Raw genomic sequence first — 21,478 nt, 5'->3', positions numbered from 1 at the left:
ACATCGAATGGCACGACACCGTCCAACGGCCTGCATGTGGACGTGTCGCAAGGCGCTATTGTGCTGAGCAATCCGTCCGGCTCGCAGGTGTTCCAGTCAGGCCAGTTCGGCTTTGTCGCCAATCTGAATACGCCGCCGACGGTGATTCCGCCGACGCAAGGGCTCCAGGTCACGATGCCGCAATCGATCAGCAAGAATGCGCCGGGAACGAAGTCGGTTGACGCATCGAAGAGTGTGTCCTGCATGGTGCAGTAAGCGCGGGAAATAAAAAAGGAAGCGCTGCATAAACGGCGCTTCCTTGACCGATGTGGATGTGCAACGAAATCCGAGCCTGAACAATCAGAACCGGAACATTCAGAACTCGAACACCGACTCCGCCATCAGCATCTTGATGTTGCGCGTACCGGCGCCTTGCAGCAGTTCCTTTTCGATCTGATTGAACAGACCTGGTTTGGCGTGCGTGACGAGGATTTCGGGATTGCTCCTGAGCTTGGCCAAGTCGTCCAGCAGCAGGCTGGGGCAGAAGTGTTTGGATAGCTTGGCGAGTTCGCGTTCGCTGTCGGGGAAGGCGGCTTCGACGATCAGGTAGCGCAGGTTGTCGATGGTGTTTACGGTTTCCCACAGTGCGTCGCAACTGGTGGTGTCGCCGCTGAAGACGAGGCTGGCGTTGTTGCGCAGGTCTTCCAGGTGATAGCCGACAGCGGGCACCGTGTGGTTGGCCGGCAGCGCGGTGATGCTGCGTTCGCCGATCAGCAGCGACTTGCCGACTTCGATGGTGTTGAAGCGCAGGAAGGGATTTTCCGGTGATGGAATCTCGCTGAAGTCGGGCCAGATCTGCCAGTTGAAGATGTGCTTGCGGATGATGTCCTGCGTTGCGCGTGTGGCGTGCATGGTCAGCGGCGTGTTGCGCTGGTCGCCGACGCTGTCTAGGATGAAGGGCAGGCAGGCGATGTGATCCAGATGCGAATGCGTGATGAAGACGTGGTCGATGGCGGCCAGCGCTTGCAAAGGCAGATCGTTCACGCCGGTGCCGGCGTCGATCAGAATGTCGCTGTCCACCAGCAGGGATGTGGTGCGCAGCGTGTTGCCGCCTATGCCGCCACTGCATCCGAGAATTTCTACGCGCATCGTCTGATCTGGATTGAAATGATGATTGTTGCGACCGGAACAAATATGTTCGTACGGAAATTTTCCGCGGTCCCCCGTGACACTACTCTTGTTTTTTTTATGCGAAAGATTGCTGCCCGGAAGCAGAATGTGGCAATCTAGGCAACATCGTTCGATGGTAAGTTATCCGCCGGTCTAAATCAATAAAAAGCACGGGCGCATCCAGCGAAACAACAGCAAAACATGACGCAGGTCAAAGGACCGCAAACCGGGAAAGCGGCAGGGGAAATGACATTTCAGCATTTCATCGGGCGGGCAAAAAATGCACGCCAATGCGCACCTGTGTCTCGTTGCGGTAACAGGCGGGAAAAAAGCGCTCTGCTTGACACTTTGTTGTCAGTATTGAAGCGTATCTTTGCAGAATCACAAAGTGCCGCAAGCAAACGTTTTACTGCATCGCAGAGGGCGATGCAGGCCAGCTATCTTCATTGAGCCGACGAACAACATGAAAAACCAGCATCTCGATATCGCCCACCGCCTGGAAAAACTGACCGAGCTCAGCGTGGCGCTCAGCAGCAACCGCAACATTCCGTTGTTGCTTGAGCGTATCCTGCAGACCGCGCGCAGCATCACCCTGGCCGATGGCGGTACGCTCTACCGCACGGTGGAGGACGAGGATAGCCTGGCCTTCTATATCTCGATCAACGATACGCTGGGCATGCACCAGGGCGGCAGCAGCGAGCAGAAGATCACCATCCCCAACATTCAGCTGACTCTTCCCGATGGCAGCAAGAACCTCGGCGCCGTCGCCGCCTATGCCGCCAATACGCGCAAATCGGTGAACATCCCTGATGTATATCAGGCCAAGGAATTCAACTTCTCCGGCATGCGCATGTTCGACGAGAAGTTCGGCTACCACTCGCAGTCCTTCCTGACCGTGCCGATGCAGGATCACGAAGGCGAACTGGTCGGTGTGCTGCAGCTGGTCAACGCCATCGATCCGGACACCGGCAAGCCGCATCCGTTTTCTCAGACCGATCAGTATTTCATCGAAGCGCTGGCGTCGCAGGCGGCCATCGCCATCACCAACCAGCAACTGATCTATCGTCTGGAAAATCTGTTCGAACATTTCATCAAGCTCATCAACATGGGCATCGATGAAAAATCTCCGCACACCGGTCGCCATTGCGAGCACGTGCCCGAGCTGGCGATGATGCTGGCCGAAGCCGCGCATGAAACCACCGAAGGTCCGGTGGCGGATTTCCAGATGACCGAGCGCGATCGCCGCGAATTGTGGGTGGCTGGTCTGCTGCACGATTGCGGCAAGATCACCACACCCGATCACGTGGTCGAGAAATCGACCAAGCTGCAAACCATCTATGACCGCATCGGCCTGATCGATACACGTTTCGAAGTGCTCAAGCGCGACGCCGAAATCGCTGTCCTCAGGAAGAAGCTGGAACTGGGCGCCGCACTCGACGCTGCGCAAAGCGAAGCGATGGACCGCGAGCTGGCGGAACAATGCGCCGCGCTGGACGCCGACCGCAACTTCCTGCGCAAGGCCAACATCGGCAGCGAAGGCATGAAGCCGGAAGACCAGGATCACGTCACCGCCATCGCCGCGCGCCAATGGCGCGGACCGGAAGGGGATGTCATCTCGGCGCTGACCGACGACGAAATCACCAATCTGCGCATCCGCATGGGCACGCTCAACGATGCCGAGCGCCAGATCATCAACAACCACATCGTCGTCACCATCAAGATGCTTGAGTCGCTGCCGTGGCCGAAGCAATTGCGCAACGTCACTGAATACGCCGGCGGCCATCACGAGCGCATGGACGGCAAGGGGTATCCGAAGGGACTCACGCGTGAACAGATGTCGCTGCCGGCACGCATGATGGCGATCGCCGACATCTTCGAGGCGCTCACCGCTGCCGACCGTCCGTACAAGCGCGGCAACACGCTCAGCGAGGCGCTGGAAATCCTCGGCGGCTTCCGCCTGCGCGATCACATTGACCCCGATCTGTTCGACGTCTTCGTGCGCAGCAAGGTCTACGAAAAATACGCAGAGAAGTTCATGCCCGCCAGCCAGATCGACGTCGTCGATCACAGCAAGATTCCGGGTTACGTTCCTTAAGGCACTGCCCTCCGGCCGCCGGACGACATGTTTCGTCCGGCGATCACCAGGGATCCGGGCCACACCTCAAATCGCTTACTGCGAGAAACAGCGTGGGAATCTCTCCTGATGGAAACGTCAACAGGCCTTGGCAGCACCGTAAATAACGCAGAGACGCCAGCAAATTCACCGGTGCACAGACCGGCGCCGCATCGCTCGTTCTTGCGCCGCCACCTGCGCGGCGACTATTCGCTGGGACGGTCCTACTGGCTGCACATGGTGGTGTACGCCGCATTTTTACCCAGATTGCTGGGCCTCGCGCTGATCCCGCTCTTTACCGACAGGCCGGCGCGCTACGGCGCTGCCGCGACCGTGCTTGCCTTGTTTCTGGGTTGGGTGACCTGGGCCTGGGGCGCGTGGGGAACCTGGATGTCGGCGGGCAAACATGTGCAACGCGGCGGCAAGCGGTTCTGGGCCAACTTCGCCCGCGTCATGCTGGTGTTCGGACTGATCGGCACCGTCGCCAACGCCGTCAGCATTCGTACCGCCCTGGGCGAATACGTGCGCACAGCGCTCGGTTCGCAATGGGGGCCGGAAACCACCTTCGAAGTGCGCGCCGACGGCCGCTCCATTCTTCTTAAAGGCGGCATCAACGACGACACCGCCGAACGCTTCGTCAAGGCGCTTGATGCCGCACCTGGTGTGCGCACCGTGGTGTTGTATTCCAGCGGCGGCTGGGTGACGCAAGGTCGCCGGCTCGCGAAAATTATCGCCGCGCGCGGACTTGATACCTATGTCGAGCAGGACTGCGCCTCCGCTTGCACCATCGCGTTTTTGGCAGGCAAGAGCCGGGCCGCGGATCCGGCTGCGCGCATCGGTTTTCATGCCTTCCATTCCATGGGCGGCTTCGATGAAAAATTCGCCCGCTCGACTGATGAAAAACTGGCGCGCGAAACCTATGGCCAGGCAGGACTATCACCCGACTTCATCAACCGCATCGTCGGCACCAGTCACGACAGCGTCTGGTACCCCAGCCACGATGAGTTGCTGCAGGCGGGCGTGCTGACACGGACCAGTCTGGGCGGCGAAACCGCAACACTGGCGACGATGGCTTCCACGCGCGAAAAACTGGAAGAGGAATTCAAGAAATCGGAAGTCTTCGACGTCCTGTCCGTGAAGTACCCGGACGATTTCAATCGCATCGTCGACGGTGCCTGGAAGAAGGCGCAGGACAGGCGACCGGACAGCGAGATCGTTGCGGCGGCGCGGACCGAGTTGAACCAGATGACGGGACGGCTGCTGCCGGTGGCGTCGGACAAGTCATTGATGGATTTCCAGCATCTGCTGTTGGAACGCGCCGAGGCATTGCGTCTGCAAAACAGTGAAGCCTGCGTGGCAACATTGTTCCCCGGTTCGCCGGCTGCGCGTGCCCGGGTATCGCTGCCGCAGGAACTTACCGACCGCGAAGCGCGCTATACAGCCGCCATGATCCGCGACAGCAGCCCGGCCAACCGCAAGACCTTCACGCCGGAAGAAACACAGCAAACCGTCAACTATTTGCTCGCCGCACTGACACCCGAGCAGCAACAATTGCTGAGGTCGCCGCCATTGCGCGCGGCGTCGCCCGGCGCAACATGCGCGATGGTGATCACCTATCTCAAAGCGATCGACACGCAGCCGGAGGTGCTGCGCAAGCGCACTTTGCGGGTGCTGTATTCACGGCATTGATGTCGATTACTTCCTGCGGGTGCCGGGTCATATGGTGTAATTGCGGAAAATAGGGATAAAACAAGGACGGCAACGTGCATCTGATCTGGCTGGAAGACTTCATTGAACTGGCGCGCACGCGCAGTTTTTCGCGTGCGGCGGAGAACCGTTTCGTCACGCATCCGGCTTTCGGCAGACGCATCAAGGCGCTGGAGCAATGGGTCGGCGCCGAGCTGGTAGTGCGTTCGCATCCGGTGTCGCTGACGGCGGCAGGGCAGTTGTTTCTTGATGCGGCGACGCATTCGACCGATGTCTTGTATGCGGCGCGGGCGCAACTGCAGGATGGCTCGAGCCCGGTGGAGCAGACCTTGCGGGTGGCTACCGGCCGTACACTGGCGCGGACGTTTTTTCCGGACTGGTATGAAAGCATCAACCAGCGCTTCGGGCCTTTTCCGGTGTCGGTCAGCACCGGCGGTGCGCAGGAGGTGATCTTGCGGCTCGGTGCGGGCGACGCCGACCTGCTGGTGATTTATTCGAGTCCGACCACGCGCCTGCTGATCGATCCGATGCGTTATGAGTCACTGACGCTGGCGCGCGAGATTCTGTTGCCGGTGGTCGCTGCCGACGCCAAGGGACGTCCCCGGTTCAAGCTGGCGCCGGCCAGTGCAGCAACGCCGACACCCTGGCTGGGTTTCTCGCAATCGCTGACACTCCGCGGCGTGCTGGCCAAGCATCTGGCCGGTCTGCCCAAGAAAATTTCCTTGCGCATGGTGTATGAAGCCGACTCCTACGAATCCATCCATGAGATGGCGCGCCGCGGCGTCGGCGTGGCCTGGCTGCCTCAACGGCTGGTGCAGGAAGACGTCAACGAGCGCCGGCTGCTGGTCATCGGCGAGCCGGAGATGCGGGTGAACTTCGACATCTCTCTGTATCGCGTGCGCGGCAATGACAACGCGCTGGTCAATGCGATCTGGGACGGCGTGGCGTCGGATGCCATCGACCAGCCCTGATGCGTTGAACCCCGCTTTAAAACGGGTCTGCAGCAAAAAGCACAAGCTTGTGCCGAAACGGCAATAAGCAAAAAATCGCGCTCACTATACTCCCTCAAAGTTCTCGAAACGCCTTGCGGCACGTCTGGAAACACGCTCACAAATAGAGTGCAATAGCGTACAACGCGCACTATTTTCGAGCATCTTGCCGGATGCGCCATGGTGATCGAGCCAAATAGAATAAGCGGCGCTGACACGACTGCCCTCGCAGCAGCAATGCGCCGCACTGAGAGAGAATGGGAGTCACCGCATGTCCGCCGAATTCGAGTCGCCGTCATCATCTGCCGCAATACCTCGCGCCACCGCACCGCAGGCAGCCAAACGCAAGAATCCCTGGAAGGAAATCTGCGCCGCCAGCATCGGCAATGCGCTGGAGTTTTACGACCTGCTGATCTACGGTTACTTCGCCGTGGTGATCGGCAAGCTGTTCTTTCCCGCGCAAGATGAAACGACCTCGCTGCTGCTGAGCGTCGGCACCTTCGGTATCTCCTTCATCATCCGTCCGCTGGGCGCCATCGTGCTCGGCTCTTACGCTGACCGCGCGGGCCGCAAGGCGTCGCTCACGGCATCGATCCTGATCATGATGGTCGGCACGGCGATGATCGCGTTTGCGCCGACCTATGCGCAAATCGGCATCGCGTCGCCCCTGATCATCATCGTGGCGCGTTTGCTGCAGGGCTTCTCCACCGGCGGCGAATTCGGCGCAGCGACGGCCTTCATGGTCGAGCATGCCGACGCCAGGCGCCGCGGCTTTTTCGCCAGCTGGCAATTGTCGACGCAAGGTCTGGCCACCGTGCTGGCAGCCGGTGTCAGCGCCTTGCTCAGTTACAACCTGACGGATGCGCAGCTCAACGATTGGGGCTGGCGCGTAGCGTTCTGCTTCGGTTTGCTGGTGGGGCCGGTCGGTCTTTATATCCGCAGCCAGATCGATGAGACGCCGGAGTTCAAGAAGATTGCCGCCGATGCTGCTGTCGCCAAGGCGGAAAAATCGCCGCTGATGATTGTGCTGGTGCGCGACCGCGTCAAGCTGTTGCTGGCTATTGGCGTGGTGGCCGGCGCCACCGGCTTCAACTACGTGCACAAGCTGTACATGCCGACTTACGCCCTGAAGCAGTTGCATATTCCTGCGACGTCGTCCTTCATCGGCGCGCTGATCACCGGACTGGTGCTGATGCTGACCGCGCCGGTGTTCGGCACCTTGTCGGATCGCTACGGCCGTTTCCGTGTGCTGACGATCGCCATGGTGTCGATCGGCGTGACGTCGTATCCGCTGTTCATGCTGCTCAACACCTGGCCGACCGTGACGACGCTGATTGCGGTGCAGGGTATCGTGGGCGTGCTGATTGCGGCTTGCCTGGGACCGATTCCGGCGATGCTGTCGGACATTTTCCCGACGCAGACACGCGGCACGGGTCTTGCACTGAGCTATAACTTCTCGGTGACGCTATTTGGCGGTTTTTCACCGCTGATCGTGACCTGGATGATTGCTGCAACCGAGAACAAGATGGCGCCGAGTTTCTACGTCATGGCGACCGCGTTGATCAGTCTTGTAGCGGTGATCGCGCTGGGCCGCCGGATGGGGCGCACCCAATAAATTTATCTGGATTAGCTGGAGTCTTTTGCATGAAAACCCTGGAACAAGTACGCGCACAACTGAAACACTATCCGGTCGAGGTGGAGTTTCCCAACATCGACAAATGGCAGCATGGCAATACCGGCGTCGACTACGTGCACAGCATCGACAGCGGCATCGCCGGTCCGCATGTGATGATCCTGGCGCTGATGCACGGCAATGAAGTCAGCGGCGCGATCACCGTCGATCGTCTGCTGCAAGCCGGCCTGAAGCCGATCAAGGGCCGCATCACGCTGGGCTTTGCCAACGTCGACGCCTATCGCCGCTTCGATGCGAACAATCCGGATGCGACCCGTTACGTCGATGAAGACATGAATCGCGTCTGGTCTTCGGAACGCCTCGACGGCGCCGAAGACAGCATCGAGCTGCGCCGCGCGCGCCAGTTGCGTCCCATCATCGACACGGTCGACTACATGCTGGATCTGCATTCCATGCATGAAGAAGCGCCGCCGCTGATCGTCAGCGGTCCGCTCGAAAAAGGCATCCGGTTCTCGGCCGAAGTCGGCGCGCCGGAACACGTGATCATCGACGTCGGCCATCCCAACGGCAAGCGCATGCGCGACTATGCCGGCTTCGGCGATCCGGCCAGCGCGAAGAATGCATTGCTGATCGAGACTGGCCAGCACTTCTCCGCGCGCAGCAAGGAAGTGGCAATGGATTCGGCCTGTCGTTTCATGATCGCCACCGGCGTGATGGCGCAGAGCTCGTTGCGCGGCTTCATGCTGGCCGGCGATCCGGCGCCGCAGCGCTTCTTCCGCGTGACCGAACCGGTGGTGGCGACGTCCTATGATTTTGAATTCGCCGAAGACTATCGCGGCATGGAAATCATCGCCAGGGCCGGCACCGTCATCGCGCGCGAAGGCGAGCGCGAGTTCGTCACGCCGTACGACAACTGCGTCATCGTCATGCCATCGCTGCGCCAGCTCGGACCCGGCGTCACCGTGGTGCGGCTGGGGCATATCGTCACGCGCTAGCCGAAATCAGCCAAAGGCAGCGTTCGACACAACAAGTTCAGGGGAGCAGGTGCATCATGGGGAAAATGAAAATCGGCAAACGGCTGGCATTAGGATTTGCCGTGATCATGCTGCTGTCCATCGTCATCGCGGCGATCGGCATCTGGCGCCTGCAAGTTGTGTCGGACGTCACGCGGGCGATGGTCGAGCAGTCGGCGCGCAAGGAGCGGCTGATTTCCAGCTGGTACGGCAGCCTGCGTGCAGGGATCGTGCGCACCATTGCGATTTCACGCAGCGCCGATCCGACGCTCAAGACCTACTTCATCGACGAAGCCAAGGCCTCGACCAACAACTCCACGCGCCTGCAAAAAGAGATCGGCGAGTTGCTCAGCAGCGATGATGAAAAGGCCTTGTTCCAGAATATCGGCGAGCGCCGCAAGGTCTATCTGGCGTCGCACTATCGCATCCTCGATCTGAAATCGGCCGGCAACATCGAAGAAGGCAATCGCATCCTGGATCAGGAGTTCGTGCCGCTGGCGAAGAGCTATCAGGACTCCATGCTCAAGCTGCTGGAACTGGAACAGCGCGACATCGACAAGACCACCCAGCAGATCGACGATATCGCCGCCGGCAGCCGCCACCTGCTGCTGATCCTGGAAGGGATGGCGCTGCTGCTCGGTTGCTTCTGCGCCTGGTATCTGACGGTAGGCATTACGCGTCCGATCAATATCGCGCTGGGCATCTCGCGCCGTGTTGCCGATGGCGACCTGACGACGCAGATCAGTGATGCCGACGGAAAAGGCGGCAAGGGTGGCGATGAGGTCGGTCAACTGCTGTCTTCGCTCAACGACATGAACGGCAGCCTGCGCAACATCGTCAGCAATGTGCGCACCGGCACGCATACGATCGCCATCGCCTCCAGCGAGATCAGCACCGGCAACCACGATCTGTCGGCGCGCACCGAGCAGCAGGCCAGCGCATTGGAAGAAACCGCGTCGGCGATGGAAGAGCTGATTTCCACCGTGCGCCAGAATTCCGACAACGCCGACACCGCCAGCCAGCTGGCCTCGGCAGCATCCGGCATCGCCGTCGAAGGCGGCGAAGTGGTGGGCCGCGTGGTGGCGACGATGACCGCAATCAACGGTTCATCGCGCAAGATTGTCGATATCATCAGCGTGATCGACGGCATTGCCTTTCAGACCAATATCCTGGCCTTGAACGCAGCTGTTGAAGCGGCACGCGCCGGCGAGCAGGGACGCGGATTCGCCGTGGTCGCCAGCGAAGTGCGCAGCCTGGCGCAACGCAGCGCCACCGCCGCCAAGGAAATCAAATTGCTCATCGACGACTCGGTGAAGAAGGTTGGCGACGGCAGCGTGCTGGTGGAGCAGGCCGGTGCGACCATGGAACGCGTGGTCGACAGCGTCCGGAAAGTGGCGGAAATCGTCGGCGAAATCAGTCTCGCCAGCCGCGAGCAATCGTCCGGCATCGAACAGGTCAACGACGCCATCAGCCAGATGGATGAAATGACTCAGCAGAACGCCGCGCTGGTGGAGCAAGCTGCTGCTGCGGCGTCGTCCATGCAGACCCAGGCTGCGGCATTGGCGCAGCTGGTGAGCGTGTTTTCGCTCGATCACGGATACCGCCCGGCACCGGTACTGCCGCACTACGCTGCAGCCCGGCTGGCCTGAGCCAGGGCCACCATGGCGGATGCGGTAGAATACAGGATCGGCGCAGCGCCTTGTCGGCGCCGATCCGGCTTACGCATTGCCTCCTACGCAACAATCTGACATCTCCCTTTCTGAGCGCTACTCATTTCCTGCAGTTGGTCTGCGGAGCGCTTTTCCTGCAGGTCGTCATCTCTGTTTCGCCTTTGGCTGGTGTGTAGTACGTGCATCTGACCTTGTCAGAATATGCGCCGGCATCAGATTACGGATTACGGGTTACGACCAATGAAAAAAACTTCTTTGCGGGATGAATGGTTCTCGAACGCCAAAGCCAATGTCCTGGCCGGCCTGACTTCATCCTTTGCGCTGGTGCCGGAGTGCATCGCCTTCGCTTTGGTGGCGCAGCTCAATCCTCTGATGGGCCTGTATGGCGCCTTCATCATCTGTACCGTGACCGCGCTGTTCGGCGGCCGTCCCGGGATGATTTCCGGTGCGGCGGGCTCGATGGCGGTGGTGATCGTGGCGTTGGTGGTGCAGCACGGTGCGCAATACTTTCTTGCGACGGTGATGCTGAGCGGCGTCCTGATGCTGCTGTTCGGCGCCTTGCGCCTGGGCAAGCTGGTGCGCATGGTGCCGCATCCGGTGATGCTGGGCTTCGTCAACGGTCTGGCGATCGTTATCGCCATGGCGCAGCTGGAGCATTTCAAACAATCGACGCCGGATGGCGTGCACTGGCTGCAAGGCGCGCCGCTGCTGGTCATGGCGGGGCTGGTGATCGTCACCATGCTGATCGTCTACCTGTTGCCGCGCGTGACGAAGGCAATTCCGCCGGCGCTGGCGGCCATCGTCGGCATCGGCGTGCTGAGCCAGGTGCTGCATCTGCCTACGCGCACCCTGGGCGACATGGCGCACATCGCGGGCGATCTGCCGATCTTCCATTTTCCTGAAGTGCCGCTCACGGTGGAGACGCTGCGCATCATCGCGCCGTACGCCGTGCTGATGGCGATAGTCGGCTTGCTGGAAACCTTGCTGACCTTTAATCTCACCGACGACATCACCGAGACGCGCGGTCAGGCCAACCGTGAATGTCTGGCGCTGGGCGCGGCCAATATCCTGTCCGGCGTGTTCGGCGGCATGGGCGGTTGCGCCATGATCGGCCAGACCATGATCAACCTCGGCTCGGGCGGACGCTCGCGCCTGTCGGGTATGGTAAGCGGCGTGATGATCCTGCTGTTCATCCTGTTCCTGTCGCCGTGGATCGAACGTATTCCGCTGGCGGCGCTGGTGGGCGTGATGTTCGTGGTGGCGCAGCAGACCTTCGCCTGGGGTTCGCTGCGGGTGCTGGGCAAGGTGCCGCGCCATGATGCGCTGGTGATTGTGGCCGTCACCGTCATCACCGTGTTTACCGATCTGGCGGTGGCGGTGTTATGCGGCATCGTGATTGCCGCGCTCAATTTCGCCTGGCAGCATGCGCGTGAAATCCGCGCCGACATCGTACAGGCCGATGCCGATGAAAAAACATATCAGCTGCACGGCACCTTGTTCTTTGCGTCGACCACGCATTTTTTGGAGATGTTCGATCCGCAGCAGGATCCGCATCGCGTGGTGCTTGACTGCCGTCACCTGCATCTGGCCGATCACTCGGCGATTGCCGCGCTGGAGGCGCTGTCTGAGCGTTACGGCAAAGCCGGCAAGCAATTGCACATGATGCATTTGTCCAAACGCAATCAGCAATTGCTGCACCGGGCGGGCATGCATGTCAGCCAGCTGGATATTGCCGGCGCCGGCGCAGCGCGCTGAGCTTGCCCGAGATTACTCAGGCATCTGCTCTTCAAGACTGGTGCTGCGTGCACCGTCTTTGTTCTGATGAATGCGGACGATCCGCACGCTGGCCGGTTGCGCCACCAACATGCAGGTCTTGCCGGTGCGCTTGCAATGATCCTGCACGCGCCAGTACGCGCCGTGGCTCAGGCAACCGGTCTGGCAGATCACCAGATCGGCGGCAACGATGCTGGCTTCCAGTCCGGAGATTTCTTCCGGTTCAGCCGGCATTTTTTCTTCCATACCGGCGTTCTCTGACGGCATGTCTGTACCGGCCGGGAGAGAGATGACCGGCCGCAATTTTTCTCGCATCAAGTCTTGCAAACGCTTGCTCAGTTCCTTCACGCGCCGCGCCAGCGTGGCGCGTGAAGGCAGGTCGGGAATGGCCGCCTCCAGCGCAGCACGGTCTTCATAAGCCCAGGCCAGTGCGGTATCGCGCGCGATAATCGCGGCGCGCATGCGCATGGCCTGGGATTTGAGTTCCGCAATTTCTGCGGCCTGTTCCTGGATCAAGGCGCTGCAGCGCGTTTGCACGCGCGCCAGATGCGATACCAGCGTGCGCTGTTCGTGCTGCAGCAGCGCCACGTCCTGAATCGGCATGTTCATGCTGTCCTCCTTGTTGCTCGCCTTGGCTGACGCGCATGTGTCACTTCAGGCAAGCCTGATAGCGCCGCGCCACTTCCGGCCAGTTCACCACGTTGTAGAAGGCGCCGATGTATTCCGGGCGGCGGTTCTGGTAGCGCAGATAGTAGGCGTGTTCCCACACGTCGAGACCGAGGATGGGGGTGTTGCCGTGCATCAGCGGGCTGTCCTGATTGCCGCTGCTTTCCACGATCAGTTTCTTTTGTGGCGTCACGCTGAGCCAGGCCCAGCCGCTGCCGAAGCGCGAGATTGCGGCCTTGGTGAAAGCTTCCTTGAAAGCGTCGAAACTGCCGAGTTCGGCATCGATGGCGGCGGCCAGTTTGCCCTCGGGGTTGCCACCGCCGCCAGGCGACATGACCAGCCAGAACAGCGAGTGATTGGCGTGGCCGCCGCCCTGATTGATGACAGCGGCCTTGATGTTGTCAGGTACTTCCTTGACGCGCGACACCAGTTCTTCAACGCTCAGTTTTTCCCACTCGGTGCCGGCGATGGCGGCATTGAGATTGTTGATGTAGGTCTGGTGATGCTTGGTGTGATGGATCTCCATCGTCTGCGCATCGATGTGCGGTTCCAGCGCATCGTAGGCGTAAGGCAGTGCGGGCAGGCTATATGGCATGGTTCTCTCCGGTTGTTGAAGGAAGGGAGGCTGCCGTATAGGTGGCGGTATGGGCTGTGCTGGCTGAAACTGAGCTGGCGCTCGTGCAGTGTTGCGGCTGCATGATGAACAATGCGAGGCGCAGGGCAAAGGACGACGGACTTCGATTTTAGATGAAAATGAGAAATCGATATCCCTACACTTCATAGGCTTTTCATCGTATCAGGCCAAGCGCAAAAAAGCCGGCATGCGCCGGCTTTTCGATCAGGCTGAAGTCCATGATGCGACTAGAAGCCGAGATAATCCATCTTGCCGATGACCACGCCCTTGTGACGCAGGATGCCGTAGGCGGTCGTGACGTGGAACAGGAAGTTCGGCAGCACAAAAGTGAGCAGATAAGTCTGGCCGGTAAATTTCGTTTCCTGGCCGCGCAGCTTGATGACGATTTCGCGCTCTTCGCTGCCGTCGAATTGTTCCGGCTTCACGGTATCGAGGAAGGCAATCGTCTTGGCGATGCGTTCCTGCAATTGCGGGAAGGTGGTTTCTTCATCGGCGAAGCTCGGCGGCTGGATCGCTGTCAGGCGCGAGGTGCCGAGTTTGGCGGCATCGCTGGCGCGCTGGATTTGTCCGATCAGTGAATACATGTCGTCGTACAGACGTGCGTTCAGGAGGGTTTCAGGATCGAGTTTGTTTTCTTCGGCATGCGCGACCGCCTTGTCAACCAAGGTCGACAGCACATTCAGTGCGCGGATGAAGACGGGGATGGAAGCCTGGTACATGGTGAGCGACATAGTGACTCCTGGAATAAGTAGGGCAAGGCTGCGGAGGCGCCTTGCCTGTTTTGCATAACGAGGAACAACAACGGCTGCTTTTTTTCTCCATGATAAAGACAATGCGAAGCAACCGCAGGGAATAAAAAAACCGACCAGTTCAGCATGGGCTACCGAACCGGCCGGCAAGGGGACGAAACACCTCATAGCGATCCGCAGTGTCGTCACGGCGGATGCGCTCTTACATCCTTTACATCGCTTACATCTTGCTGCCGGCGGCGTCGTTCTTCGCTTGCGTCTCGGTCGGCGCCAGCGGACCATGCCAGCCGCCGCCGAGTGCGCGGATCAGGTTGACGGTCGAACGGGCACGCTCGCCGTCGAGCTGCACGGCTGCGCGCTGCTGTTGCAGCACGGTGCGGTCGGCGTCGATCACGTTGAAGTAGCTGACCGAACCTTCGCGGTACTGCACGTGCGATAGCTTGGCGGCGCGGTTCGATGCCGACACCGCGTCATCCTGTGCGCGGGTCTGGTCGCCCAGAATGCGCAGGCTGGCGAGGTTGTCTTCCACCTCGCGGAAGGCCGTCAGGACGGTCTGGCGATAGTTGGCGACATCTTCTTCATACGCAGCGCGGGCACGATTGACGCCGGCTTCACGGCGGCCGCCGTCAAAGATCGGCAGCGTCAGCGCAGTACCGACCAACGGACCCAGCAGGAAGGTGCGGCTCGACCAGTTGAACAAGTCGCCCAGCTTGGCCGATTCGTAACCCAGACCACCGGTCAGATCCAGACGCGGGAACCATGCCGAACGGGCCACGCCGACGCGGGCATTGGCTGCAGCCATCGCACGTTCCGCAGCAGCGATGTCGGGACGGCGTTCCAGCAGGTCGGACGGCAGACCGGCGGGAATCGTGATCGACAGGCGTTGCAGCGGTTGCGGCGTGAAGTTGAACTCGGCCGGCGTCTTGCCCAGCAGGATTGCCAGTGCGTGTTCTGCATTGGCGCGCTGACGGGCGATGCCGAAGGATTCCGATTGCGCGGAAGCCAGTTCGGACCTGGCGCGGGCGACGTCGACTTCGCTGATGTCGCCTTCATCGAAGCGGCGCTGGACCAGCTTCAGCGATTGCGTGCGCAGATCGACGGTGCCGCTGTACAGCTCTTGCTCGGCATCCAGTTCGCGCAGCAGGAAATATTGCTGAGCGACGTCGGCTTGCAGCGCCAGACGCACCGAATGGAACAGCGCTTCGCTGCGTTGCGCATCGGCGGTCGCCGCATCCACGGTGGAGGCGACGCGGCCGAACAGGTCGGCTTCATACGACACGCCCAACTGTGCACGCCAGAGGGTGTTCGGCGTGGTGTTGGCATCCGGCGCCAGACCTTGCGAGGCCGGAGACTGACGTTGACGGGTCGCGCCGAAGCCGGCGTCGATTTGCGGGAACAGACCGGAGCGTGCGTCCTGACGCAGAGCACGCGACTGCGTCAGACGGGCGGCGGCGGCCTTCAGGTTCTGATTGGCTTCCAGCGCCTGGACTTCCAGGGCATTGAGGCCTTCATCGTTGAAGATCTTCCACCATTCGCCGCGGGCCATGTCTTCCGCAGGTTGTGCGGTCTTCCAGTCGGAAGCTGCTTTTGCATCGGCAGCTTCCTTGTAGGCGACCGAGGTGTTCACGGCGGGGCGCTCGTAGGTCGGCGCCACCGAGCAGCCTGCCAGCACCAGCATGGCGGCCAGCAGGACAGAACTGATCCGGACGGGCTTGAGCAGCTTGCTGCCCAGGCCTCCGAAGTTGTTGATAGTAAGTGCGTTCATTTTATTTTCCTTTATCGGTCACGATGTCCGGATTAACGGGCGTCGTGCGGATCAGCAGCGGCGACATGCGTACCTGCCGTCAGCGGCGCTTCGTGCTTGTGAGCGGATTGCAGTTTCTTGCCGCCGCCGATGCTACGCAGCAGCACGTAGAACACCGGTGTCAGGAACAGACCGAACAGCGTCACACCCAGCATGCCGAAGAACACCGCGATACCCATCGCATGACGCATTTCCGAACCGGCGCCCGACGAAGTCACCAGCGGCACCACGCCCATGATGAAAGCGATCGAGGTCATCAGGATCGGACGCAGACGCAGACGGCTGGCGTCGATCGCGGCACGGATCACGGTGCTGCCTTGCAGTTCCAGTTCGCGGGCAAATTCCACGATCAGAATCGCGTTCTTCGCCGACAGACCCACCAGCACCATCAGACCGATTTGCGTAAAGATGTTGTTGTCGCCCTTGGTCAGCCAGACACCGGTCAGCGCCGCCAGAATACTCATCGGCACGATCAGGATCACGGCCAGCGGCAGGGTCAGGCTTTCATACAACGCAGCCAGCACCAGGAACACCAGCAGCACGCTGATCGGGAACACCCACACGCCGGCATTGCCTGCGAGGATCTTCTGATAGGTCAGGTCAGTCCATTCGAAACGCACGCCGCGTGGCAGGGTTGCTGCAGCAACGCGTTCTGCCGCTTTTTCAGCTTGATCCGACGAATAGCCGGGGGCCGGGCCGCCGTTGATGTCGGCAGCAGTAAAGCCGTTGTAGCGCACGACCATTTCAGGACCGAAGGTCTGTTTCACCTTGACCACTGAAGACAACGGCACCATGTCGCCGGCGGCATTGCGGGTCTTGAGCTGGCCGATGTCGTCGGCCTTGGCGCGGAATGGCGCATCAGCCTGGGCACGCACTTGATAGACGCGGCCGAAACGGTTGAAGTCGTTGACGTACAGCGAGCCCAGATAGATCTGCATGGTGTTGAACACATCGGTCACGGGAATGCCGAGCTGCTTGGCTTTCACGCGGTCGAGGTCGACGTCCAGTTGCGGCACGTTGATCTGATAGCTGGAGAACATCGGACCCAGTGCCGGTTCCTTGGCGGCGGCCTTCATGAAGGCTTGTGCCGCAGCGTCCAGTTCAGCGTAACCGACGGCGCCGTGATCTTCGATCTGCATCTTGAAGCCGCCCAGCGTGCCCAGACCCATCACCGGTGGCGGTGGGAACACGGCCGTGAAGGCTTCCTTGATGCCGCCGAATTTCTTGTTCAGCGACATGGCGATCGCGGTGCCCGACAGTTCCTTGCTCTTGCGTTCTTCGAAAGGTTTCAGGCCGACGAAGACGATACCGGCAGACGAGCTGTTGGTGAAGCCGTTGATCGACAAGCCGGGGAAGGCAATCGCGCTGTCCACGCCAGGTTCCTTCAGCATGATGTCGCTCATCTTGCGCATCACGTCTTCGCTGCGGTCGATCGACGCGCCGTTAGGCAATTGTGCAAAGGCGACCAGATACTGCTTGTCCTGGCCCGGCACGAAGCCGCCCGGAACGATGTATGCGATACCCACGGTGGCTGCCAGCAGCAGGGCATACACGCCCATCGCCGAAGCCTTGCGCGAGATCACGCCGGTCACGCCTTTGCTGTAACCCTCGGAAGCGCGGTTGAAGAAACGGTTGAAGCGCACGAAGAAGCCGCCGAGGTAGCGGTCCATCTGGCGTGTCAGCCAGTCAGGCTTGGCGCCATGGCCCTTGAGCAGCATCGCAGCCAGCGCAGGCGACAGCGTCAGCGAGTTGAACGCCGAGATCACGGTCGAAATCGCAATCGTCATCGCAAACTGCTTATAGAACTGACCGGTCAAACCTGTCATGAAGGCCAGCGGAACGAACACCGCCACCAGTGTCAGCGCAATCGCAATGATCGGGCCCGACACTTCCTGCATGGCGCGATAGGTCGCTTCACGCGGAGACAGGCCTGCGCCGATATTCCGCTCGACGTTCTCCACCACCACAATGGCATCGTCGACCACAATCCCGATGGCGAGCACCATGCCGAACAGCGACAGTGCGTTGATGGAATAACCGAAGCCCAGCATCAGCGAGAAAGTACCGACAATCGACACCGGCACGGCCAGCAGCGGAATGATCGATGCACGCCAGGTTTGCAGGAAGATGATCACCACGATCACGACCAGCGCAATCGCTTCGAGCAGGGTATGTACCACCGCTTCGATACTGGCGCGCACGAACTGCGTCGGGTCATACACGATCTTGTACTCGACCGATGCCGGGAAGTCTTTCGACAGATCCTTCATCGCGGCGCGCACTTGTGTCGACACGTCCAATGCATTGGCGCCAGGCGCCTGGAAGATAGGAATCGCTACCGCAGGCTTGTTGTCCAGCAGCGAGCGCAGGCCGTATTCGGAGGCGGCCAGCTCGACGCGGGCAACGTCGCCCAGCTTGGTGATGGCGCCGTCAGGTGCGCTCTTCAGAATGATTTCGCGGAATTCTTCTTCGCTCTTCAGACGGCCTTGCGCGTTGACGGACAATTGCACCGGCACGTCAGGCGAGCTTGGCGATGCGCCGATCACACCGGCGGCGACCTGCACGTTTTGTTCGCGGATCGACTTGATCACGTCGCTGGCGGTCAGGCCGCGTTGCGAGACCTTGTTCGGGTCGAGCCAGATACGCATGGAGTAGTTACCGGAACCGAACAGGCCGACTTCACCGACGCCCTGGATACGCGCCAGACGGTCTTTCACGTTCAGCACCGCGTAGTTGCGCAGGTAAGTGGTGTCGTAGCGGTTGTCCGGCGAGATCAGGTGGACCACCATGGTCAGCGTCGGCGAGCTCTTGATGGTCGTCACGCCCAGACGCTGCACGTCTTCCGGCAGACGCGGCAAGGCTTGTGCAACCCGGTTCTGCACCAGTTGCTGCGCCTTGTCGGGATCGACGCCGAGACGGAAGTTGACCGTGATGGTCAGATTGCCGTCGCTGTTGGCTTGCGACTGCATGTACAGCATGTTTTCCACGCCGTTGATCTGCTCTTCCAGTGGCGATGCCACGGTTTCAGCGATGACCTTCGGATTGGCGCCCGGATACGACGCGCGCACCACGACCGATGGCGGCACCACTTCCGGATATTCGGAAATGGGCAACTGGAACATGGCCAGCACCCCGGCCAGTAACAGCAGTATCGAGAGCACGCCCGCGAAAATCGGGCGGTCGATAAAGAATTTTGAAATGTTCATGGGAATTCCCCGTTAATGATCTTTGAAGCGGATCTTTTGATGCAATCTTTTTAGCTTGGCTATCAGCTCGCCTTAAGCCTTCTTGTCGGCTTTGACCGCTGCTGCAGGTGCATTACCGGCAGCGCCGGCAACCTTGACCATCGGCACCACGTTCGGAGCGACGGTGTCGCCCGGACGGACGCGTTGCAGGCCGTTGACGACGATGCGTTCACCCGATTTCAGGCCGCTTTCGATAACACGCAGGCCGTCCTGGTTGGCGCCGACGCGGACTTCACGGTAAGTAGCGTGGTTGTCCTTGTCGAGCACCAGCACGAAACGCTTGTCCTGATCGGTGCCGAGCGCTTTTTCATCGATCAGCAAAGCATCGCGCGGTGCGCCGCCGCCGAGGCGGATGCGGGCATACAGGCCTGGTAGCAACTGGCCGTCGGCATTGTCGAAGACAGCGCGCACGCGGATCGTGCCGGACGAGGTGTCGATACGGTTGTCGATCGAGCCGACCTTGCCTTCGCGCGAGTAAGCATCTTCATTGGCCAGGCCCAGGAACACCGCGACCGATGTGCCTTTGGCGCGTGCCGGATTGACGTACTTCAGGAAGCTTTGCTCATCGACATCGAACGATGCGTAGATCTTCGACATCGACACCAGTGTCGACAGCGCCGGTGTGGCGGAGCCGACCGAGACGATGTTGCCGACGGTGATTTCGGCGCGCGACATGCGGCCGGAGACCGGTGCGGTGATTTGCGTGTATTCCAGATTCAGCTTGGCCGAACGCAGGGCTGCTTGCGCAGCTTGCACGTTGGCGGCGGCTTCACGCGAAGCGTTTTGCTTTTCTTCATAGTCGCGCTTGGCGATGGCGTTGTCGCCCAGCAGGCGTTGACCGCGCGCTACATCCGATGCGGTGTAGGCGGCACGGGCTTCGGCGCCGGCCAGCTGCGCTTGCGCGCGAGCGACTTCAGCAGCGTATGGACGCGGGTCGATGGTAAACAGCACATCGCCCTTTTTGACCATCGCGCCATCCTTGAAGTGCACGGCGGTCAGTGTGCCGGACACCAGCGGACGGATCTCGACGCGGTCGACTGCTTCGAGACGGCCGGAGTATTGCTGCCAGTCGGTGATCTGTTTGCTGACGACTTCGGCGACGTCGACGCTTGCGGCTTGCGGCGCTTGCTGTGCAACGGCGGTGGAGTCAACGCCAATGGCCGACAGGGTGCCGGCGACGGCGATGGCGATAACGGTCAGTACGGCCGCTGTGGCCAGATAGCGATTGCGGAATGTTGGAGCAGGGGTTTGGATATCGTTAGACATGGTGGACCTCATTAAGAAGGTTGGAAAGCAAGGTTTGTGGGGCCTGTACCGGACACGCTGAAGCGGCGGCGCAGGAATTCGACGATTTCTTTAAGCAAGGGAATGTGGGTGCGCAGCGCGCCGTGCGTGACGCCGGCAAAGCGCGCGACCTGGGTGTGCACGCCGGCGCGGATCAGCGACGAGGCGTATTTTTCCGCTTCGGTATGCAGTACGTCGCAACCGGCCGTGGCGATGTAGGCCGGCGGCAATCCCGCCAGGCGGCTGGCTTCCAGCGGTGCGGCGTAAGGATGCAGGCGTTGCATGGTCTGCGGCAGGTACTGGCGGTAGCCGGCGGCGCATTTCTCTGCAGTGATATCGGAATTCAATTGCTTGGCGTCGCCCAGCAAGGTCATGCTGGGATCGAGCATCGGGCTGATCAGCACCTGTGCGGCAAACGGCGCGGCGCAGCGGTCGCGCGTGATCATGGTCAGGCTGGCGGCCAGGTTGCCGCCGGCGTCGTCGCCCGCGACGGCGATACGGCTGATGTCGATGTGCAGGTCGGCGGCGTTCTTCACGGCCCAGCAGCAGGCGGCGTAAGCGTCTTCCGGTGCGGCCGGGAAAGGCTTGGCCGGGGCCAGTGCGTAATCAACCGACAGCACTACCGCATGGCTGTGCTGTGAAATGTATTGTGCTTGCAGGTCCGCATCGTCCAGTCCGCCGGAGACAAAACCGCCGCCGTGAAAATACAGCACCAATGGCAGCCACGGGCCGGACTTGCTTTTCAGCTTCAGCTCGCCGGTCGCCAGCGGGTGATACAGGCGCACAGGAATGCGTCCGATCGGGCCGGGGACGGTGAAGTTACTGACGACGGATTCTTGTAAGACTTCCATGATGAGGTGGCCGTAAAAGCCAGGTTCGCTAGATTGAAGCGGATTGTGCGCCACAGCATGGGGGCCGATAAAGCAGGCAAAATCAACAACACTGTTCGCCACGTTCGAACAATAGGCGTAAAATGATCGAATTAGTTTGGTGAAAATCGTGGGCAAGCCAATGCTGCCGCGGTTCTCGGCTGTTTTTGAATTAGCCGG

Annotated in this window: 16 protein-coding genes and 1 pseudogene; 9 read left to right on the top strand and 8 right to left on the bottom strand. The window is 60.6% G+C overall.

All coding sequences use genetic code 11. The features are described 5' to 3' along the window. Positions 1-255 (top strand): annotated as a pseudogene (locus AC1RN6_RS16130) (FecR family protein); the annotation flags it as partial. A gap of 99 nt (positions 256-354) precedes the next feature. On the opposite strand, the gene AC1RN6_RS16125 reads toward AC1RN6_RS16130, so the two are convergent. Beyond that, on the bottom strand, positions 355-1,128 hold the full coding sequence (locus AC1RN6_RS16125) for a 3',5'-cyclic-nucleotide phosphodiesterase (RefSeq protein WP_493006442.1): 774 nt from the start codon (positions 1,126-1,128) through the stop codon (positions 355-357). Between the two features lie 222 nt (positions 1,129-1,350). On the opposite strand from AC1RN6_RS16125, the gene AC1RN6_RS16120 reads away from it, so the two are divergent. From AC1RN6_RS16120 to AC1RN6_RS16085, 8 genes are all read left to right on the top strand, one after another. Next, positions 1,351-1,599, top strand: a complete 249-nt coding sequence (locus AC1RN6_RS16120; protein WP_493006441.1) for a hypothetical protein — start codon at positions 1,351-1,353, stop codon at positions 1,597-1,599. Positions 1,600-1,612: 13 nt separating this feature from the next. Further along, a complete protein-coding gene (locus AC1RN6_RS16115; RefSeq protein ID WP_493006440.1) occupies positions 1,613-3,244 on the top strand; it encodes an HD domain-containing phosphohydrolase in 1,632 nt (543 codons plus the stop codon). Between the two features lie 108 nt (positions 3,245-3,352). After that, complete coding sequence (locus AC1RN6_RS16110) at positions 3,353-4,951, top strand: COG3904 family protein (protein WP_493006439.1); 1,599 nt, start codon at positions 3,353-3,355, stop codon at positions 4,949-4,951. 74 nt (positions 4,952-5,025) lie between these two features. Next, complete coding sequence (locus AC1RN6_RS16105; RefSeq protein ID WP_493006438.1) at positions 5,026-5,940, top strand: LysR family transcriptional regulator; 915 nt, start codon at positions 5,026-5,028, stop codon at positions 5,938-5,940. A 289-nt stretch (positions 5,941-6,229) separates the two neighbouring features. Then, on the top strand, positions 6,230-7,573 hold the full coding sequence (locus AC1RN6_RS16100) for an MFS transporter (protein WP_493006437.1): 1,344 nt from the start codon (positions 6,230-6,232) through the stop codon (positions 7,571-7,573). A gap of 29 nt (positions 7,574-7,602) precedes the next feature. Next, positions 7,603-8,586, top strand: a complete 984-nt coding sequence (locus AC1RN6_RS16095) for a M14 family metallopeptidase (protein WP_493006436.1) — start codon at positions 7,603-7,605, stop codon at positions 8,584-8,586. 56 nt (positions 8,587-8,642) lie between these two features. Further along, positions 8,643-10,253 (top strand): methyl-accepting chemotaxis protein, encoded by a 1,611-nt coding sequence (locus AC1RN6_RS16090; protein WP_493006435.1) that lies wholly within the window; start codon positions 8,643-8,645, stop codon positions 10,251-10,253. A gap of 261 nt (positions 10,254-10,514) precedes the next feature. Further along, the gene (locus AC1RN6_RS16085; protein WP_493006434.1) at positions 10,515-12,029 is read left to right on the top strand and encodes a SulP family inorganic anion transporter; all 1,515 of its coding nucleotides are present in this window, start codon (positions 10,515-10,517) and stop codon (positions 12,027-12,029) included. 12 nt (positions 12,030-12,041) lie between these two features. Here AC1RN6_RS16085 and AC1RN6_RS16080 read toward each other — a convergent pair whose 3' ends face one another. From AC1RN6_RS16080 to AC1RN6_RS16050, 7 genes are all read right to left on the bottom strand, one after another. After that, positions 12,042-12,656 (bottom strand): DUF2325 domain-containing protein, encoded by a 615-nt coding sequence (locus tag AC1RN6_RS16080; protein ID WP_493006433.1) that lies wholly within the window; start codon positions 12,654-12,656, stop codon positions 12,042-12,044. A 40-nt stretch (positions 12,657-12,696) separates the two neighbouring features. Continuing rightward, positions 12,697-13,308: a superoxide dismutase gene (locus AC1RN6_RS16075; RefSeq protein ID WP_493006432.1), complete on the bottom strand. Its 612-nt coding sequence runs from the start codon at positions 13,306-13,308 to the stop codon at positions 12,697-12,699. 266 nt (positions 13,309-13,574) lie between these two features. Then, positions 13,575-14,078 carry a DUF1993 domain-containing protein gene (locus AC1RN6_RS16070; RefSeq protein ID WP_493006431.1) on the bottom strand — a complete coding sequence of 168 codons (504 nt, stop codon included), beginning with the start codon at positions 14,076-14,078 and terminating at the stop codon, positions 13,575-13,577. Positions 14,079-14,316: 238 nt separating this feature from the next. Continuing rightward, entirely contained in the window at positions 14,317-15,861 is a 1,545-nt protein-coding gene (locus AC1RN6_RS16065) for an efflux transporter outer membrane subunit (protein WP_493006430.1), read from the bottom strand. A 32-nt stretch (positions 15,862-15,893) separates the two neighbouring features. After that, entirely contained in the window at positions 15,894-19,106 is a 3,213-nt protein-coding gene (locus tag AC1RN6_RS16060) for an efflux RND transporter permease subunit (RefSeq protein WP_493006429.1), read from the bottom strand. Between the two features lie 72 nt (positions 19,107-19,178). Further along, positions 19,179-20,411: an efflux RND transporter periplasmic adaptor subunit gene (locus tag AC1RN6_RS16055; RefSeq protein ID WP_493006428.1), complete on the bottom strand. Its 1,233-nt coding sequence runs from the start codon at positions 20,409-20,411 to the stop codon at positions 19,179-19,181. Positions 20,412-20,422: 11 nt separating this feature from the next. Then, positions 20,423-21,280, bottom strand: a complete 858-nt coding sequence (locus AC1RN6_RS16050; protein WP_493006427.1) for an alpha/beta hydrolase — start codon at positions 21,278-21,280, stop codon at positions 20,423-20,425. Positions 21,281-21,478 lie beyond the last annotated feature (198 nt).

This window comes from Herbaspirillum sp. GW822-FHT03A08 (genome assembly GCF_058801885.1).
Note: the sequence above shows the minus strand (reverse complement) of the source record. Positions and strands in the feature narration are given on the sequence as shown.

Excerpts from the sequence above, each read along its gene's own strand:
- AC1RN6_RS16125 (WP_493006442.1), bottom strand. The coding sequence starts at position 1,128 with ATGCGCGTAGAAATTCTCGGATGCAGTGGCGGCATAGGCGGCAACACG.
- AC1RN6_RS16120 (WP_493006441.1), top strand. The coding sequence starts at position 1,351 with ATGACGCAGGTCAAAGGACCGCAAACCGGGAAAGCGGCAGGGGAAATG.
- AC1RN6_RS16115 (WP_493006440.1), top strand. The coding sequence starts at position 1,613 with ATGAAAAACCAGCATCTCGATATCGCCCACCGCCTGGAAAAACTGACC.
- AC1RN6_RS16110 (WP_493006439.1), top strand. The coding sequence starts at position 3,353 with ATGGAAACGTCAACAGGCCTTGGCAGCACCGTAAATAACGCAGAGACG.
- AC1RN6_RS16100 (WP_493006437.1), top strand. The coding sequence starts at position 6,230 with ATGTCCGCCGAATTCGAGTCGCCGTCATCATCTGCCGCAATACCTCGC.
- AC1RN6_RS16095 (WP_493006436.1), top strand. The coding sequence starts at position 7,603 with ATGAAAACCCTGGAACAAGTACGCGCACAACTGAAACACTATCCGGTC.
- AC1RN6_RS16090 (WP_493006435.1), top strand. The coding sequence starts at position 8,643 with ATGGGGAAAATGAAAATCGGCAAACGGCTGGCATTAGGATTTGCCGTG.
- AC1RN6_RS16085 (WP_493006434.1), top strand. The coding sequence starts at position 10,515 with ATGAAAAAAACTTCTTTGCGGGATGAATGGTTCTCGAACGCCAAAGCC.
- AC1RN6_RS16080 (WP_493006433.1), bottom strand. The coding sequence starts at position 12,656 with ATGAACATGCCGATTCAGGACGTGGCGCTGCTGCAGCACGAACAGCGC.
- AC1RN6_RS16075 (WP_493006432.1), bottom strand. The coding sequence starts at position 13,308 with ATGCCATATAGCCTGCCCGCACTGCCTTACGCCTACGATGCGCTGGAA.
- AC1RN6_RS16070 (WP_493006431.1), bottom strand. The coding sequence starts at position 14,078 with ATGTCGCTCACCATGTACCAGGCTTCCATCCCCGTCTTCATCCGCGCA.
- AC1RN6_RS16065 (WP_493006430.1), bottom strand. The coding sequence starts at position 15,861 with ATGAACGCACTTACTATCAACAACTTCGGAGGCCTGGGCAGCAAGCTG.
- AC1RN6_RS16060 (WP_493006429.1), bottom strand. The coding sequence starts at position 19,106 with ATGAACATTTCAAAATTCTTTATCGACCGCCCGATTTTCGCGGGCGTG.
- AC1RN6_RS16055 (WP_493006428.1), bottom strand. The coding sequence starts at position 20,411 with ATGTCTAACGATATCCAAACCCCTGCTCCAACATTCCGCAATCGCTAT.
- AC1RN6_RS16050 (WP_493006427.1), bottom strand. The coding sequence starts at position 21,280 with ATGGAAGTCTTACAAGAATCCGTCGTCAGTAACTTCACCGTCCCCGGC.